The 16,246-nt window shown below is 69.8% G+C and carries 15 protein-coding genes and 2 riboswitches; of the genes, 9 read left to right on the plus strand and 6 right to left on the minus strand.

Features of this window, described 5'->3' with window-relative positions:
- The first annotated feature begins 123 nt into the window (after positions 1-123).
- The 9 genes from ASG30_RS03590 (at position 124) to ASG30_RS03630 (ending at position 9,500) form a co-directional block, all read left to right on the plus strand.
- Entirely contained in the window at positions 124-1,035 is a 912-nt protein-coding gene (locus tag ASG30_RS03590) for a TRAP transporter substrate-binding protein (RefSeq protein ID WP_442965661.1), read from the plus strand.
- 106 nt (positions 1,036-1,141) lie between these two features.
- Positions 1,142-1,636 carry a TRAP transporter small permease gene (locus tag ASG30_RS03595; protein ID WP_055892751.1) on the plus strand — a complete coding sequence of 165 codons (495 nt, stop codon included), beginning with the start codon at positions 1,142-1,144 and terminating at the stop codon, positions 1,634-1,636.
- On the plus strand, positions 1,633-2,910 hold the full coding sequence (locus tag ASG30_RS03600) for a TRAP transporter large permease (RefSeq protein ID WP_055892753.1): 1,278 nt from the start codon (positions 1,633-1,635) through the stop codon (positions 2,908-2,910). Before ASG30_RS03595 ends, ASG30_RS03600 begins: the two co-directional genes overlap by 4 nt.
- Before the next feature lie 36 nt (positions 2,911-2,946).
- Positions 2,947-3,037: riboswitch (glycine riboswitch) on the plus strand.
- Between the two features lie 11 nt (positions 3,038-3,048).
- A riboswitch (glycine riboswitch) is annotated at positions 3,049-3,154 on the plus strand.
- A gap of 15 nt (positions 3,155-3,169) precedes the next feature.
- A complete protein-coding gene (gcvT, locus tag ASG30_RS03605; RefSeq protein WP_082521869.1) occupies positions 3,170-4,342 on the plus strand; it encodes a glycine cleavage system aminomethyltransferase GcvT in 1,173 nt (390 codons plus the stop codon).
- Between the two features lie 36 nt (positions 4,343-4,378).
- Entirely contained in the window at positions 4,379-4,753 is a 375-nt protein-coding gene (gene gcvH / locus ASG30_RS03610; RefSeq protein WP_055892758.1) for a glycine cleavage system protein GcvH, read from the plus strand.
- Positions 4,754-4,868: 115 nt separating this feature from the next.
- On the plus strand, positions 4,869-7,769 hold the full coding sequence (gene gcvP, locus ASG30_RS03615) for an aminomethyl-transferring glycine dehydrogenase (RefSeq protein WP_055892762.1): 2,901 nt from the start codon (positions 4,869-4,871) through the stop codon (positions 7,767-7,769).
- A gap of 214 nt (positions 7,770-7,983) precedes the next feature.
- The gene (locus ASG30_RS03620) at positions 7,984-8,433 is read left to right on the plus strand and encodes an Hsp20/alpha crystallin family protein (protein ID WP_055892765.1); all 450 of its coding nucleotides are present in this window, start codon (positions 7,984-7,986) and stop codon (positions 8,431-8,433) included.
- A gap of 16 nt (positions 8,434-8,449) precedes the next feature.
- On the plus strand, positions 8,450-8,860 hold the full coding sequence (locus ASG30_RS03625) for an Hsp20/alpha crystallin family protein (RefSeq protein WP_082521870.1): 411 nt from the start codon (positions 8,450-8,452) through the stop codon (positions 8,858-8,860).
- A gap of 196 nt (positions 8,861-9,056) precedes the next feature.
- Positions 9,057-9,500 (plus strand): response regulator, encoded by a 444-nt coding sequence (locus ASG30_RS03630; protein WP_055892768.1) that lies wholly within the window; start codon positions 9,057-9,059, stop codon positions 9,498-9,500.
- 18 nt (positions 9,501-9,518) lie between these two features.
- Here ASG30_RS03630 and ASG30_RS03635 read toward each other — a convergent pair whose 3' ends face one another.
- The 6 genes from ASG30_RS03635 to ASG30_RS03660 form a co-directional block, all read right to left on the minus strand.
- Positions 9,519-10,547 (minus strand): SDR family oxidoreductase, encoded by a 1,029-nt coding sequence (locus ASG30_RS03635; RefSeq protein WP_055892769.1) that lies wholly within the window; start codon positions 10,545-10,547, stop codon positions 9,519-9,521.
- A gap of 90 nt (positions 10,548-10,637) precedes the next feature.
- Complete coding sequence (locus tag ASG30_RS03640; protein ID WP_055892772.1) at positions 10,638-11,102, minus strand: tellurite resistance TerB family protein; 465 nt, start codon at positions 11,100-11,102, stop codon at positions 10,638-10,640.
- A 16-nt stretch (positions 11,103-11,118) separates the two neighbouring features.
- Positions 11,119-13,239, minus strand: a complete 2,121-nt coding sequence (locus ASG30_RS03645; protein ID WP_055892777.1) for a hybrid sensor histidine kinase/response regulator — start codon at positions 13,237-13,239, stop codon at positions 11,119-11,121.
- A gap of 100 nt (positions 13,240-13,339) precedes the next feature.
- Positions 13,340-14,521: an MFS transporter gene (locus ASG30_RS03650; RefSeq protein WP_055892781.1), complete on the minus strand. Its 1,182-nt coding sequence runs from the start codon at positions 14,519-14,521 to the stop codon at positions 13,340-13,342.
- A 5-nt stretch (positions 14,522-14,526) separates the two neighbouring features.
- Complete coding sequence (gene aroC / locus ASG30_RS03655; protein WP_055892783.1) at positions 14,527-15,624, minus strand: chorismate synthase; 1,098 nt, start codon at positions 15,622-15,624, stop codon at positions 14,527-14,529.
- An 88-nt stretch (positions 15,625-15,712) separates the two neighbouring features.
- The gene (locus ASG30_RS03660; protein WP_055892786.1) at positions 15,713-16,177 is read right to left on the minus strand and encodes a CBS domain-containing protein; all 465 of its coding nucleotides are present in this window, start codon (positions 16,175-16,177) and stop codon (positions 15,713-15,715) included.
- Positions 16,178-16,246: the final 69 nt, after the last annotated feature.

A 16,246-nucleotide genomic window follows, 5' to 3' on the forward strand; every position in this document is an offset into this window, starting at 1 on the left:
GTGGCGAAGAGGGCTGTCGATGGGCATGCTCGCCGCTTTCGTGTGCATTTGGCAGGAGACTTCGTGAAACTAAGCAGATTGTTTGCAGCCCTGGCCGCCGGCCTGGTGATCGGTGGCGCCGCGATGGCGCAGACCACGATGAAGATCAGCATCTCGACGGCGCAGAACTCGCACCAGGGCGTGGCGATCGACGCCTTCGCCCGCGAGGTCGAGAAGCGCACCAGCGGCCGCTACAAGGTCCAGACCTTCTACAACGGTGCGCTGGGCGGCGAGCGCGAGTCGATCGAGGCCGTGCAGCTGGGCACCCAGGAGCTGGCCTTCTCGTCCACCGGCCCGGTGCCCAACTTCGTGCCCGAGACCAAGATCCTCGACGTGCCCTTCCTGTTCCGCGACAAGGCGCATGCGCGCGCGGTGCTGGACGGCCCGATCGGCCAGGAACTGCTGACCAAGTTCGACGCCAAGGGCTTCAAGGCGCTGTCCTGGGCGGAGAACGGCTTTCGCCACATGACGAACTCCAAGCGAGCCGTCAACGCGCCGGAAGACCTCAAGGGCCTGAAGATGCGCACCATGGAGAACCCGGTGCACATCGCCGCCTACAAGGGCTTCGGCATCGTCACCACGCCCATGGCCTTCCCCGAGGTGTTCACCGCCCTGCAGCAGGGCACGGTGGACGGCCAGGAGAACCCGCTGTCGGTGATCATCTCCGCCAAGTTCGACCAGGTGCAAAAGCACCTGTCCCTGACCGGCCACGTCTACTCGCCCTGCATCTTCGTGATGAACAAGGCCGCGTTCGACAAGCTGTCGGCCGCCGACAAGCAGGCGTTCGTGGACGCCGCCAAGGAAGCCACCAAGGCCAACCGCGCCCGCGTGGACGAGGACGACGCCAAGGGCGTGGCCGACCTGCGCGCCAAGGGCATGAACGTGGTGGAGACACTGGACAAGACCAAGTTCGTGCAGGCGCTCGCCCCGGTCAACGCCGAGTTCGAGAAGCAGTTCGGCAAGGCCAACATCGACAGGATCCGCAACTTCAAGTGACATGCCTTCGCCGCGCCGCAGGCGCGGCACGGCGTGTCATCCCCCGCGGAGACGGGGATCCAGGGGCCCGCGACAGCGGGCCTCTTCGCATCACCAAGAGGGCCACGTGAAAGAAACCTTCCTGCGCATAGAGCGCTTCACCAGCGGCCTGGCCATGGCCGGCGCCTGCGCCATGCTCGTGGCCGCCAGCGCGCTGGGCATGTACCAGATCGTCACGCGGTTCGTGCTGGAGCAGCCGGCGGAATGGACCGAGATCCTGATCCGCCTGTCGCTGATCTGGATGGTGTTCCTGGGCATCCCGGTGGCCTTCCGCCAGGGCGCCATGGTCAGCGTGGACGTGCTGTACCGCTGGAGCCCACCGCGGATGCGGCGCGCGCTCGACTGGCTGGTGTGCCTAGCCTCGCTGTCCCTGATCGCCGTCATCCTCTGGTGGGGCTGGGACTACGCCGTGCGCGGCCAGGTCCAGGCCATGGCCGGGCTGGAGTCGATCTCCATGTTCTGGGGCTACCTGGCGCTGCCGGTGGGCGCCCTCTTCTGCATCCTCGGCATCGTGGGCAACCTGCTCGACCCGCAGCGCCATGAACTGGAGACCGCCCAATGACGAGCGTCATGATCGGCACCATGGTGCTGTGCTTCGCCCTCAGCGTCTCCGTGGCCGTCTCCATCGGCCTGGCCGCCATCCTGGGCATCCAGGCCAGCAACGCCCACATGCTCATCTCCGTCAAGGAGATGTTCAACTCGATCAACAAGTTTCCGCTGGCCGCCATCCCGTTCTTCATCCTGGCCGGCAACCTGATGGAGACCGGTGGCATCTCGCGCCGGCTGGTGGAATTCGCCAAGAGCATCGTCGGCGGCGTGCAGGGCGGCCTGCCCATGACCTGCGTGCTGACCTGCATGATCTTCGCGGCGGTCTCCGGCTCCTCGGTGGCCACCACCTTCGCCATCGGGGCCATCCTGATCCCGGCGCTGATCAAGCACGGCTACCCCACCACCTGGGCCGCGGCCCTGCAGGCCACCAGCGCCGAACTGGGCGTGATCATCCCGCCCTCGATCCCGATGATCCTGTACGGCGTCAGTGCCGAGGTCTCCATCGGCGAGCTGTTCATCGCCGGCTTCGGGCCCGGGCTGCTGATCGGTGGGGCGCTGATGCTGTTCGTCTGGGTCTACTGCAAGTGGAAGGGCTGGGGCAAGGACGACGGCGAAGGCCGGCTCTCGTTCGGCCGCGCGACCTGGCAGGCCGGCTGGGCACTGCTGATGCCGGTGATCATCCTGGGCGGCATCTACGGCGGCATCTTCACGCCCACCGAAGCCTCGGCCGTGGCCGTGTTCTACGCCCTGGTGGTCGGCATGCTGGTCTACCGCGAGATCGGCGTGAAGGACCTGTACGCCATCGTGCGCAAGTCGGTGATCTCCTCGGCGGTCATCATGTTCATCATCGCCAACGCCGGCCTGTTCGCCTTCCTGATCACGCGCGCGGGCGTGCCCGACGCCATCGGCCTGTGGCTCAAGGAAGTGCTGCAGGGGCCGGCGGTGTTCCTGCTGGGCGTGAACGCGGCGCTCTTCGTCATCGGCATGTTCATCGAGACCAGCGCGGCCATCATCGTGCTGGCCCCGATCCTGGCACCGGTGGCCCAGCACTTCGGCATCGACCCGGTGCACTTCGGGCTGATCATGGTGGTCAACCTCGCGCTGGGCATGATCACCCCGCCGTTCGGGGTGAACCTGTTCGCCGCCTGCACGGTGGCGCGCATCTCGCTGGACCGCATCATCACGCAGCTGATCCCCTTCGTGCTGGTGGTGCTGGCCTGCCTGATGATCATCACCTACGTGCCGGCGCTGTCGCTGTCGCTTCGCGACCTGGCCTACGCCCGGTAAGGCGCCCAAGCTCGACGGCGACTCGCGGATAGAATCCGCGGGTCGTCAGGAGAGCGCTTCCCCGTGAAGCCGCCGAAGGCGCAGGCGAACAGCCGAACGCTCAGGCACCCAGGACTGATGGCCGCCCCGGCAACGGGGCGTTGCCTTGCTGGAGAGAGGCGTCGGCCCCCGGGCCACGCCCACCGAAGGAGCAAACCCCGCGCGCGGGGTGAATCTCTCAGGTAAAGCGGACAGCAGGGGCGCCCATGGTTTCCGGACCATGGATTCGAACGCCCCTGTTCCTCACTCGGAGAGCCGCTTGTCCTCACCCGCCACGCCCGTCCTTCGCACCACCCCGCTGAACGCGCTGCACCTGGAGCTGGGCGCCCGCATGGTGCCCTTCGCCGGCTACTCGATGCCGGTGCAGTACACGCCGGGGCTGATGGCCGAACACCACCACACCCGCCAGGCCGCCGGCCTGTTCGACGTCTCGCACATGGGCCAGCTGCGGCTGGAAGGCCCCGACGCGGCCGCGGCCTTCGAGACGCTGATGCCGGTGGACGTGGCCGGCCTGGCGCCGGGCAAGCAGCGCTACGGCCTGCTGCTCACCGAGGAAGGCACCGTGATCGACGACCTGATGTTCGTCAACCGCGGGAAAGACCTTTTCGTGATCGTCAACGGCGCCTGCAAGGAAGGCGACATCCAGCACATCCAGCAGCGCATCGGCTCGCGCTGCGACGTCATCCCGATGCCCGAGCGCGCCCTGCTGGCGCTGCAGGGCCCGCGGGCGGTGGACGCGCTGCAGCGGCTGGTGCCGGGCGTGGAGAAGCTGGTGTTCATGACCGGCGGTGCGTTCGACTGGGACGGCGCCGACCTCTTCATCACGCGCAGCGGCTACACCGGCGAGGACGGCTTCGAGATCTCCATCGACGGTGCGCGCGCCGAAGCCTTCGCCCGCGCCCTGCTCGCCCAGCCCGAGGTCAAGCCCATCGGCCTGGGCGCGCGCAACTCGCTGCGCCTTGAGGCAGGCCTGTGCCTCTACGGCAACGACATCGACACCACCACCACGCCGGTGGAAGCGGGCCTCAACTGGGCGATGCAGAAGGTCCGCCGCACGGGCGGTGCGCGCGCCGGGGGCTTTCCGGGCGCCGACAAGGTGCTGGGCCAGCTGGACGGCAGCGTGCCGCTGGCGCGCAAGCGCGTGGGCCTCATCGCGCTGGAGCGCGTGCCGGTGCGGGAGCACACCGAGTTGCAGGACGCTTCCGGCCGCAAGGTCGGCGAGGTCACCAGCGGCCTGCTCGGCCCCACCATCGACAAGCCGGTCGCCATGGCCTACGTCGCGGCCGACCAGGCCGCCCCCGGCACCCGGCTGAACGCCATCGTGCGCGGCAAGCCGGTGCCCATGGAAGTCAGCCCCATGCCGTTCGTCCCGCAGCGCTACCACCGCGGCTGACGAGCCCCCACAGATTCCACGAAGAAGGAGAAGCACATGACCGTGAAGTACACGCAGGAACATGAATGGGTCCGCCTGGAGGCGGGCGATGCGGCCGTCGTCGGCATCACGGTGCACGCGCAGGACGCGCTGGGCGACGTGGTGTTCGTCGACCTGCCCGAGGTCGGCCGCCGCTACGCCAAGGGCGAAGTGGCCGGCGTCGTCGAGTCGGTCAAGGCCGCCGCCGACGTGTACATGCCGGTGACCGGCGAGGTGACCGAGGTGAACGAGTCCCTGCGCGCCGATCCTTCGCTGGCCAACACCGACCCCCTGGGCCAGGGCTGGTTCTTCAAGGTCAAGCTGGCCGACGTGTCGGAGACCAGCGGGCTGATGGACGAGACGGCCTACAACGACTTTTCGAAGAACGCTTGAAATTTTCGGGCCCCGTCATTCCCGCGGAGGCGGGAATCCAGTGCTTCCGCTTTCGCTGCGCATTCCTGGATCCCCGCCTTCGCGGGGATGACGGCACCTCGTGACGGAGAAACTGATGCTGATGCAATCCGCGCGCCCGCTGGGCGAGCTCGAGAACCCCGCCGAATTCATCCCGCGCCACATCGGCGTCGACGATGCGGACGAGAAGCTCATGCTGTCGGTGATCGGCGAGGCCTCGCGCCGCGCCCTCATCGAGAGCATCGTGCCGCGCTCGATCGCGCGCGCCTCGGCGATGAAGCTGCCGGCGCCGCTGTCCGAGGCGCAGGCGCTGCTGGAGCTGCGCGGCATCGCCAACCGCAACAAGGTCTTCAAGAGCTTCATCGGCCAGGGCTACTACGGCACGTACACGCCCGGCGTGATCCTGCGCAACATCCTGGAGAACCCCGCCTGGTACACGGCCTACACGCCCTACCAGGCCGAGATCTCGCAGGGCCGCATGGAAGCGCTGGTGAACTTCCAGACCATGGTGTGCGACCTGACCGCCATGCCCATCGCCAACGCGTCCATGCTGGACGAGGCCACCGCGGCGGCCGAGGCGATGACGCTGGCCAAGCGCAGCGTCAAGAGCAAGTCCAACACCTTCGTGGTCGCGGGCGACTGCCATCCCCAGACCATCGAAGTCGTGCGCACCCGCGCCCAGCCGCTGGGCATCGAGGTGGTGCTGGCCAACTCCGCCGAGGAATGGGACAAGGCGCTGGACGGCGAATTCTTCGCCGCCCTGATCCAGTACCCCGCCAGCAGCGGCTGGGTGCACGACTGGGCGCCCGACGTGAAGCGCATCCACGGCAAGCAGGCCGCCGCCATCGTGGCCGCCGACCTGCTGGCGCTGACCTTGCTGGTGCCCCCCGGCGAATGGGGCGCCGACATCGTGGTGGGCACCACGCAGCGCTTCGGCATGCCCATGGGCGCCGGCGGCCCGCACGCGGCCTACCTGGCCTGCCGCGACGAGTTCAAGCGCTCCATGCCCGGCCGGCTGGTCGGTGTGAGCGTGGATTCGCACGGCAACCCCGCCTACCGCCTGGCGCTGCAGACGCGCGAGCAGCACATCCGGCGCGAGAAGGCCACCTCCAACATCTGCACGGCGCAGGTGCTGCCGGCGGTGATCGCCAGCATGTACGCGGTCTACCACGGGCCGCAGGGCCTGAAGCGCATCGCCCAGCGCGTGGCCAGCTACACGGCCATCCTGGCGGCCGGCCTGGAAAAGCTCGGCTGGTCGCGCTCGCAGATGCACCACCAGACCGCCTTCGACACCCTGTCCTTCCACACCAAGGACAGGACAAGCGAACTGCAGGCCCGCGCCGTGGCCCTGGGTGCCAACCTGCGCCAGGCCTGGGGCGAGTACACCTGCATCTCGCTGGACGAGACCACCACGCGCGCCGAGATCGAGCTGCTCTGGAAGGTCTTCGCGCAGGACGGCCAGGCGCTGCCTTCGGTGGCCGATTACGAGAAGGGCATCGAGCCGCTGATCCCGCAGGAGCTGCGCCGCACCAGCGACTTCCTGTCGCACCCGGTGTTCAACACGCATCACAGCGAAACCGGCATGCTGCGCTACATCCGCAACCTGTCGGACAAGGACCTGGCGCTGGACCGCAGCATGATCCCGCTGGGCAGCTGCACCATGAAGCTGAACGCCACCAGCGAGATGATCCCCATCACCTGGCCGGAGTTCGCGCACGTGCATCCGTTCGCGCCGCGCGACCAGCTGAAAGGCTACGAGGAACTCGATCGCCAGCTGCGCGACTGGCTGTGCCAGGCCACCGGCTACGCCGGCATCAGCCTGCAGCCCAATGCCGGCTCGCAGGGCGAATACGCCGGCCTGCTGGCGATCAAGGCCTGGCACGAGAGCCGCGGCCAGGGCCACCGCAACGTGTGCCTGATCCCCTCGTCCGCGCACGGCACCAACCCGGCCAGCGCGCAGATGGTGGGCATGCAGGTGGTGGTGACGGCCTGCGACGCCAACGGCAACGTCGACCTCGCGGACCTGAAGCGCAAGTGCGAGCAGCACAGCGCCGACCTGTCCTGCATCATGATCACCTACCCGAGCACGCACGGCGTGTTCGAGACCCAGGTCAAGGAGCTGTGCGACATGGTCCATGCGCACGGCGGCCGGGTTTACGTGGACGGCGCCAACATGAACGCCCTGGTGGGCGTGGCGGCCCCGGGCGAGTTCGGCGGCGACGTGAGCCACCTGAACCTGCACAAGACCTTCTGCATCCCGCACGGCGGCGGCGGGCCCGGCGTCGGCCCGGTGTGCGTGGTCGAGGACCTGGTGCCCTTCCTGCCCGGGCACGAGTCCGGTGGGCTGAAGACCGGCCCGGTCGGGGCCGTTTCTGCGGCGCCGCTGGGCAACGCGGCCGTGCTGCCGATCAGCTGGATGTACTGCCGGATGATGGGCCCCGAGGGCCTGCGCCAGGCCACCGAGGTGGCGATCCTGTCGGCCAACTACATCAGCGTGCGGCTCAAGGACCACTACCCGACGCTCTACGCCAGCCCCAACGGGCACGTGGCGCACGAGTGCATCCTGGACCTGCGCCCGCTCAAGGAGACCAGCGGCGTCACCGCCGAGGACGTGGCCAAGCGGCTGATCGACTACGGCTTCCACGCGCCCACGCTGAGCTTCCCGGTGGCCGGCACGCTCATGGTCGAGCCGACCGAGAGCGAGACGCTGGATGAGATCGACCGCTTCATCGACGCCATGGTCGCCATCCGAGAGGAGATCCGGCGCATCGAGCGGGGCGAGTGGCCGCAGGACGACAACCCGCTGAAGAACGCGCCGCACACCGCTGCTTCGCTGCTCAAGGGCGAGTGGAAGCATGCCTACCCGCGCGGGGCCGGCGCCGCGGTGCTGGACGAGCGTCGCCACGCCAAGTACTGGCCGCCGGTCGGACGGGTGGACAACGTGTACGGGGACCGGAACCTGTTCTGCGCCTGCGTGCCGATGTCGGCTTACGAGTAGCGCCTGCCTTCCTCCCTCCCCTCCGGGGGAGGGTCGGGGTGGGGGCACGCCGGACGCCCATCCGGCAACAGTGGCCCATTGCGCCCCCACCCCTGCCCTCCCCCGATGGGGGAGGGAGTTTTCGGACCTCTTGAAATTCTTGCGGCCCGCTCCTAATTCAGGTTCGCGCGGCACCGCCGCGCGCCCACCTGACGAGACACCAAGGAGAGCAGCGATGTTGCACGCATCATTCCGACCTGCCGCGGACGTCTTCGGGGAGCTCAACCGATTGCAGAGCGTCCTCGACCAGGTCTTCCGTCCGCTCGAGCGATCCAGCATCCGGGCCCTGGCCGGCTCGGGTTTCCCGGTCATCAACGTCGGCGCCACGCCGGACGCCATCGAGATCATGGCCCTGGCGCCGGGCCTGGACCCCGGCACCCTGCAGGTCACCGCCGACCGGGGCCTGCTGATCGTGGCCGGCGAGCGCAAGGGCGCCCTGCCCGAGCGCCGCGAAGGCGTGAGCGTCTATGCGCAGGAGCGCTTCGCCGGCAGCTTCCGCCGGGTGGTGAGCCTGCCCGAGGATGCCGACCCGGGCCGCATCGACGCCCGCTACCGCGACGGCATCCTTCGCATCACCGTGGCCAAGCGCGAGTCCTCCAAGCCTCGCCGCATCGACGTCCAGTGAACCCAGGGAGAACGCCATGAGCAACCAGGTGCAGAACAGCGGCGCCCGCGCGGCCACCACCACCGGCCGCCCGGCCGCGGATCAGGCGACCCCGGCGCCCCACGTGGTGCCGCCGGTCGACGTGTTCGAGGACGAGTCCGGCATCACCCTGCTGGCCGACCTGCCCGGCGTGAGCCGCGAGCGGCTGGGCGTGCGGGTGGACGGCGACAACCTGCTGATCGAGGGCACGGCCGAAGTGGCCGGCCCCGGCGACATGGACATCGTCTACGGCGAGGCGCAGGTGCCCGCCTTCCGGCGCGAGTTCACCCTCAGCCGCGAACTGGACGCCTCGCGCATCGAGGCCCAGCTCAAGGACGGGGTGCTGCGCCTGTCCATCCCGAAGGCCGAGGCGGCCAAGCCCCGCCGCATCGAAGTGCGAGTCGGCTGACAGCGACTGGGGGCGGACCGGAGGCCGGCCGCCGGCCGGCCGTGCCATCATTTCGGCTGCGCGAGCATGCGCACCGGAGACGCGGCTTGCCCCTTCACGCTTTCATCGTCGAAGACAACCCTGCCCTGCGCCGCTGCATCGCCGCGGCGCAGGCGGCGCTGGCCGCGGGCCGACGACAAGCTGATCGGACACGTCGATGAAGGATCCCGCCATCCTGGTGGTCGACGACAACCCCGACCACCTCGAACTCACCGTCATGGCGCTCGCCGAATGCTGCGACCCGGGGCAGATCGCCACCGCCGCGGACGGCGTGGAAGCACTGGACTTCCTGCTCGGCCGGGGCCGCCACGCGGGCCGCGACACCTCGCGCCAGCCCCGCCTGGTGATCCTGGACATGAAGCTGGTGCGCATGCACGGCCTGGAGGTGCTGCGCGCCATCCGCGCCGACCGCCGCACGGCCGTCCTGCCCGTGGTGATGCACTCCTCCTCGACCGAGAAGGGCGACATCGCCGCGTGCTACGCCAGCGGGGCCAACGCGTACGTCGGCAAGGCCACCGACTACGACGAATTGCGCCGCCGCATGCGCCAGGCCCACGGCTTCTGGGTCACGGTCAACGAGCGCGGCGAGCCCGCGACCTGAGGCCCGGGGCCCCGCACCTCAGGTGCCGCCCACGCTGCCCGTCACCGGCAGCACGATCCCCGTGATGTAGCTCGCGCAGGCGGGCGAGGCCAGGAACACATAGGCCGGCGACAGTTCCTCGGGCTGGGCGGGCCGCTTCATGTCGCTGGACTTGCCGAACTCGGCCACCTTCTCGGCCGTCTGGTCGGCCGGGTTGAGCGGCGTCCACACCGGCCCCGGCGCCACGCAGTTCACCCGGATGCCCTTGGGCAGCAGGCTGGAGGCCAGCGACATGGTGAAGGCGTGGATCGCGCCCTTGGTGGCCGAATAGTCCAGCAGGTTGGCGCTGCCGCGCAGGGCCACCACCGAGCCGCTGTTGATGATGGAAGCGCCGGGCTTGAGGTGCTGCAGCGCCGCGCGCGCCATGTAGAAGTAGCCGAAGATGTTGGTCTTCATGGTCTCTTCCAGCCGCTCGTCGGTGATGTCGGCCAGCGAATCCGCATGCTCCTGGAAGGCCGCGTTGTTCACCAGGATGTCGAGCCGGTCGAACTCGGCCACGGTCTTGTCCACGGCTTCGCGGCAGAACGCCGAGTCCTTCACGTCGCCGGGGATCAGCAGGCACTGGCGCCCTTCCTTCTCGACCCAGCTCTTCGTCTCCTGCGCGTCCTCGTGCGAGCTCAGGTACACGATGGCCACGTCGGCGCCTTCGCGCGCGTACAGCACCGCCACCGCGCGGCCGATGCCGGAGTCGCCGCCGGTGATCAGCGCCACCATGCCCTTGAGCTTGCCGCTGCCGCGGTAGTCGGGCGCGTAGAAGCGGGGCTTGAGGTCCATGTCGGCCTCCAGCCCCGGTTTCTCCAGGTGCTGGGCCGGCAGCTCGTCGGGCTGCGGCCGCAGTCCCGTCGGCGGCGTCTTCGGTGGCGGCTTGACTTCCAGGCCCTGCTCCTTGGCGCGGGCCTTGGCTTCGTCCTTGCGGTCCTGCTCGCGCTGGATGTCGCGCTGCTTCTCGGCGGCGGCTTCGTTGGTGCCGCCGCGCGCGCCTTCCCTGGCGCTGGGTTTCCGGTCCATGGGGGAGCCTCCTGCATGCAAACCGCCACTATTGCGAGCGGCCCGGAGGGAGGCTGTAGAACTTCGCGGTCCGCCCGCGTCGGAGCGGGCCTACAGTCCGGCAGCCTGCCGGGCGCGCAGCTTGGCGGCGATGTACTCGCCGTGCGTCACATGCAGCAGGCCGGCGATGCGCGAGATCACGTGGTTCTCGTGCGCATCGACGGCGCCGTCGGCATAGGCCACCTGCCACATCGTCTCCACCACCGCCACCTTGGCCGGCTGGTCCAGCTCGTCGTTCAGCTGCGAGGTGAACTGGTGGAAGTCGGACGCGCTCCGTGACGCCTGCTCGGCCAGGCCGACCAGCTCGTGCAGCTCCCGGTCGCCCAGCGGGAAACGCCGGCGCAGCGCCTCCAGCACCGCCTGGCGCTCGCCGGCGGTGATCTCGGGGTCGGCCCGCATCACCTCCACCAGCAGGACCGCGCAGGCCAGGCGCAAGGCGGCCGGGCCGCCGGCGGGGCCGGCGGCCACGGGGTCGCCGCGCAGGGCGGCGAAGACATCTCGGAAGGACTGGAACATCCCCTGCCGGAGCGCCTCAACGGCTCGAAAGTTCCTGCAGCCGCTGCGGGTCCACCGGCTTGGTCCAGTGGTGGTCGAAGCCCGCCTGCTGCGCGGCCTCCTTGTCCTGCTGCTGGCCCCAGCCGGTGAGCGCGATCAGGATGGGCTGGCGAACGCCCTCGAGCTTGCGGATGCGCCGCGCCACCTCGTAGCCGCTGATGTCGGGCAGGCCGATGTCCAGCAGCACCACGTCGGGCCGGAATTCCTGGGTCTGCGCGACGGCGGAGCGGCCGTCGTGCACCACCACCACATCGTTGCCCGACATCTTGAGCAGCTCGGCCACGGTGGCGGCGGCGTCCTCGTTGTCGTCCACCACCAGCAGGCGCCGGGTGTGCGCCGGGGGCGCGTCCGCCGACGCCTCGCGCGGCGGGCTGGCGGCGGCCGCGAGCGTCTCGCGGCGCTGGCGCGGCAACCGCACGACGAACTCGCTGCCCTGGTCGAGGCCGGGGCTGTTGGCCTCCACCGTGCCGCCGTGCAGGCGAACCAGGCCCTCCACCAGCGACAGGCCGATGCCCAGCCCGCCCTGCCGGCCCTCGGAAGGGTGGGTGACCTGGGTGAAGAGGCCGAACACCTTGCCCAGCATCTCGGGCGCGATGCCGCTGCCGTTGTCCCTCACGCAGACCACCAGTTCGGCCTCGTGCGCCTCCACCGCCACCTCGATGCGGCCGCCGCGCCGCGTGTACTTGGCGGCGTTGTTCAGCAGGTTGGAGAACACCTGCGCCAGCCGGGCCGGGTCGGCCACCAGGTCGGTGGCCTCGTCGGGGAACGAGATCGACAGCTTGTGGTGCGCGGCTTCGATGTGCGGCCGGCTGATCTCCACCGCCGTGCCGATCACGTGGACCAGGTTGGTGGGCTCCTGCTTGAGCTCGATCTTGTTGGTGCTGATGCGCGAGACGTCCAGCAGGTCGTCCACCAGCCGCGAGAGCTGGCCGACCTGCCGCTCAATGATGCCGCCCACCTGCTCGATGCGCTGCGGGTCGCCCTTGGCCCGCTTGATGATCGACAGGCCGTTCCAGATCGGCGCCAGCGGGTTGCGCAACTCGTGCGCCAGCGTGGCCAGGAAGACGTCCTTGGCGCGGTCGGACTCGCGCAACGCCTCCAGCAGGTGGGCGTTGTCGATCGCGACCGCCGCGCGCCGCGCCAGGTCCTCGGCCAGCGCCAGGTCGCCCAGGTCGTAGCGTCGGCGCGATTCGGTGGTGATGAAGGTGATCACGCCCAGCGTGCGGCCGCGCACGTTGAGCGGCGCGCCGATGTACGAGTACAGCCCCAGGGTGCGCAGAATGGCCAGCAGCTCGGGGTCGCTCACGCCCTCCTGCAGCACTTCGTCGGTGATCTCCTCCACCAGGTTGCCCTGGCCGCTGCGCGCCACCGCCCACGTGCCGGTGGGGCTGTCGGGGTCGGGCGGGTAGCGGCGGTGCAGGTCGAACGCCAGGTCCGCCTTGGCCGGGTCGACGTGGGCGGCGGCCACGCGGTCCAGGCTGCCGTCCTGCAGCAGGTCGATCGCGCACCAGTCGGCGAAGCGCGGGACCGCCAGCTGGGCGATGCGGTCCAGCGTTTCCTGGGAGTCGTTGACGCCGGCCAGTTCGGCGCTGGCCTCGGCCAGGAACTCCAGGTCCTGCTCCTTGTGCTTGCGTCGGGTGATGTCCAGGCACACGCCGGCCATGGACACGGCCTGGCCATCGGCGTCCCGCCGCACGCGGCCACGCGCCTCCAGCCAGCGCACGCGGCCGTCCGGCCAGACCACGCGGTATTCGAGCCGGTGCCAGCCGGTGCGCTCGACCGATTCGCTCAGGGCCTCGCGCAGCCGCTCGCGGTCGCGCGGATCGACCGCCTCGAAGTAGCTGGCGCCGTGCAGCGGCTCCGCGCCTTCGGGCAGGCCATGCAGGCGCTCCATCCCCGGCCACCAGGTGCTGCGGCCGGTGGGCAGGTCGATCTGCCAGATGCCCATGCCGCCGGCCTCCAGCGCGAGCTGCAGCCGTTCCTCGCTTTGCTTGAGCGTCTCGACCAGGTGGGCCACGTCGGCCGGTGCGGCCGCCACGGCGCCGCCCGCACCGGTCTGCGGCGGCGGGTGGGTCGGGGTGGCGGGTTGGGCGGACATGGCGGCTGGAGCTCGGAAGCGTAGCGGGAATTGCTCGGCCATGGGGTTTGCTGCATCCCCCAACTCAGCCGTGCGGCGGCCGAGCCTTCCGAAAACCGCATCAAGCCGGTGCGAGCCGCCGTTCCAGCCGATCCGTGCGCCAGGCGCAGGCGGTGCCCGCCAGGGCGAGCGCGGTGGCGGCGCCGTACATCGCTTCGAACCCGAAACGCGACGCAAGTGCCCCGCCCGCCACCACCCCGGTGACGCCGCCGAAACCGTAGCCGATGACGGTGAACAGGGCCTGGCCGCGCCCGCGCAGGCGGCCGGGGAAATGCCGGGTCACCATCGCGATGCAGATCGTGTGGTGGGTGGCGAAGGTGAGCGCGTGCAGCACCTGGGCCAGGAACAGCGCCACCAGCCAGTCGGCGGCGGCGCCGGTCAGCGCCATGCGCACCACCGCGGCCGCGCCGCAGATCCACAGCCAGCGGGTCATGGGCAGCAGGCGCAGCAGGCGCCCCTGCGAGAAGAACCAGGCGATCTCCACCACCACCGAGACCGCCCAGAGCGCGCCGATCATGGCCTTGCTGTAGCCGCGCGCGTCCAGGAAGAGCGAGAAGAAGCCGTAGATGGCGAAGTGCGCCATCACGTGGAACAGCAGCGAGGCGAAGAACCAGCGCACCACCGGCTGGCGCAGCACCGGGCCGACCGGTTCGCCGCGCGCGTGCGAATGGTGGACCTTCTCGCGCACGTCGGGCAGCCACAGCGTGCAGGCCAGCACGCCGGCCAGCGTGAGGGCGGTCCAGGCCGGGAAATGGCCCATGCCGAACCGCTCGAACCATGCGCCGGCCGAGAACACCGTGACCATGAAGCCCACCGAGCCCCACAGCCGCACCTTGCCGTAGCGCCCCCAGTCGCCGGCCACCAGGTTGGCCATGGCCGCCTCGGTGAGCGACATCATCGAGCTGGTGTGGGTGAAGAGCACCAGCAGCACCAGGCCGATCCACCACGCGCCACCCTCCACCCACAGGCCGGCCGAAGAGGCCAGCGCCACCGCCGCGGAAAAGCGCAGCAGGCGCACGCGTTCGCCGGTGTGGTCGGACAGCGCGCCCCACGCATAGGGCGCGAACACCCGGGTGAACGACTGCACCGAGGCCAGCAGGCTGATCACGACGATCGGCAGCCCCAGGTCCTTGAGCCACAGCGGCAGGTAGGGATTGAAGAAGCCGATGTGGGCGAAGTAGGTCGCCGAGAGCGCGGCGAACGGCGCCAGCTGGCGCCCCGTCGGCGCCTCCTGCGAAGCCACGGCGCTCAGAGGAACGAGGCCGCGATGGCCGGCAGCGGCGGCTGGACGTCGGCGTTCTGCGCGCGCTGTCGCAGCACGTGGTCCATCACCACCAGCGCCAGCATGGCTTCGGCGATCGGCGTGGCGCGGATGCCCACGCAGGGGTCGTGGCGGCCCTTGGTGACGACCTGCGTGGGCTGGCCCTGCAGGTCGATGGTGTCGCGCGGGCTGATGATGGAGCTGGTGGGCTTGACCGCGATCGAGACCTCCAGGTCCTGGCCGGTGCTGATGCCGCCCAGCACGCCGCCGGCGTTGTTGGTGGAAAAGCCCTGGGGCGTGAGCGAGTCGCCGTGCGTGGTGCCGCGCTGCGCCACGCTGGCGAAGCCGGCCCCGATCTCCACGCCCTTGACGGCGTTGATGCCCATCATGGCCCAGGCGATGTCGGCGTCCAGCTTGTCGAACAGGGGCACGCCCAGCCCGGTGGGCATGTTGCTGGCCGTCACCCGGATGCGCGCGCCGCAGGAATCGCCCGACTTGCGCAGGGCGTCCATGTACGCCTCCAGCCGCGAGACGTCGGCCACGGGCGCGAAGAACGGGTTGTTCGCCACGTGGTCCCAGGACTCGAAGGGGATCTCGATCTCGCCCAGCTGCTGCATGCAGCCGCGAAACAGGATGCCGTGCTGGCGCGCCAGCCATTTGCGGGCCACCGCGCCGGCCGCCACCATGGGCGCGGTCAGCCGCGCGGAGGAACGGCCGCCGCCGCGCGGGTCGCGCAGGCCGTACTTCTGCAGGTAGGTGTAGTCGGCGTGGCCGGGGCGGAAGGTGCGGGCGATCTCGCCGTAGTCCTTGCTGCGCTGGTCGGTGTTGCGGATGAGCAGGCAGATCGGCGTGCCGGTGGTCTGGCCTTCATAGACGCCGGAGAGGATCTCGACCTTGTCCTCCTCCTGCCGCTGGGTGACATGGCGGCTGGTGCCGGGGCGGCGGCGGTCCAGGTCGGGCTGGATGTCGGCTTCCGAGAGGTCCATGCCCGGTGGGCAGCCGTCGATGACGCACCCGATGGCGGGCCCGTGCGACTCACCGAAGTTGGTGACCGCGAACAGGGTGCCGAAGGTGTTGCCGCTCATGGGGCGGGATTATTCCAGACGCTTGCGGGAAGAAGCACTGGATCCCCGCCTCCGCGGGGATGACGGGGACACTTCGCTGGGATGAAGGCTACAGCTGCGCCGTGGGCTGGGCGTCTTCGCCGCTCGGCCAGTCGCGGATGTAGGCCTTGAGCATGCGGTTCTCGAAGTTCTGGCTGTCGACCACCGCCCGGGCGACGTCGTAGAGGCTGATCACGCCCATCAGCATGCGCTTGTCCATCACCGGCATGTAGCGCGCGTGGCGGTCCAGCATCATGCGGCGCACCTCGTCCAGCTCGGTCTCGAAGGTGCAGGTGAGCGGGTGGTCGTCCATCGCGGTGCGCACCAGGCGGTCGCCCACCACCCCGGCGTTGGCGACGATGCACTGGATGACCTCGCGGAAGGTGAGCATGCCCACCAGGTCGCCGTGTTCCATCACCACCAGCGAACCGATGTCCTTGTCGGCCATCGTCTCGATCGCGCGCGACAGGGGCTCGTCGGGCGCGACCGTGTAGAGCGTGCTGCCCTTGACGCGCAGGATGTCGCTGACCTTCATGGATGTCTCCTCGTGGCCCGTCGCGCAGCGGTGGCGGGTGCGGGTGCGGATGAATATAGCCCACAATCC

The sequence above is a fragment of the Ramlibacter sp. Leaf400 genome, assembly GCF_001424545.1.
In the GTDB taxonomy this organism is placed as follows: Bacteria; Pseudomonadota; Gammaproteobacteria; order Burkholderiales; family Burkholderiaceae_C; genus Ramlibacter.

Bases quoted from the DNA above. Each gene is read 5' to 3' on its own strand.
- ASG30_RS03590 (WP_442965661.1), top strand. From the start codon at position 124: ATGGCGCAGACCACGATGAAGATCAGCATCTCGACGGCGCAGAACTCG.
- ASG30_RS03600 (WP_055892753.1), top strand. From the start codon at position 1,633: ATGACGAGCGTCATGATCGGCACCATGGTGCTGTGCTTCGCCCTCAGC.
- gcvT (WP_082521869.1), top strand. From the start codon at position 3,170: ATGGATTCGAACGCCCCTGTTCCTCACTCGGAGAGCCGCTTGTCCTCA.
- gcvH (WP_055892758.1), top strand. From the start codon at position 4,379: ATGACCGTGAAGTACACGCAGGAACATGAATGGGTCCGCCTGGAGGCG.
- gcvP (WP_055892762.1), top strand. From the start codon at position 4,869: ATGCTGATGCAATCCGCGCGCCCGCTGGGCGAGCTCGAGAACCCCGCC.
- ASG30_RS03620 (WP_055892765.1), top strand. From the start codon at position 7,984: ATGTTGCACGCATCATTCCGACCTGCCGCGGACGTCTTCGGGGAGCTC.
- ASG30_RS03625 (WP_082521870.1), top strand. From the start codon at position 8,450: ATGAGCAACCAGGTGCAGAACAGCGGCGCCCGCGCGGCCACCACCACC.
- ASG30_RS03630 (WP_055892768.1), top strand. From the start codon at position 9,057: ATGAAGGATCCCGCCATCCTGGTGGTCGACGACAACCCCGACCACCTC.
- ASG30_RS03635 (WP_055892769.1), bottom strand. From the start codon at position 10,547: ATGGACCGGAAACCCAGCGCCAGGGAAGGCGCGCGCGGCGGCACCAAC.
- ASG30_RS03640 (WP_055892772.1), bottom strand. From the start codon at position 11,102: ATGTTCCAGTCCTTCCGAGATGTCTTCGCCGCCCTGCGCGGCGACCCC.
- ASG30_RS03645 (WP_055892777.1), bottom strand. From the start codon at position 13,239: ATGTCCGCCCAACCCGCCACCCCGACCCACCCGCCGCCGCAGACCGGT.
- aroC (WP_055892783.1), bottom strand. From the start codon at position 15,624: ATGAGCGGCAACACCTTCGGCACCCTGTTCGCGGTCACCAACTTCGGT.
- ASG30_RS03660 (WP_055892786.1), bottom strand. From the start codon at position 16,177: ATGAAGGTCAGCGACATCCTGCGCGTCAAGGGCAGCACGCTCTACACG.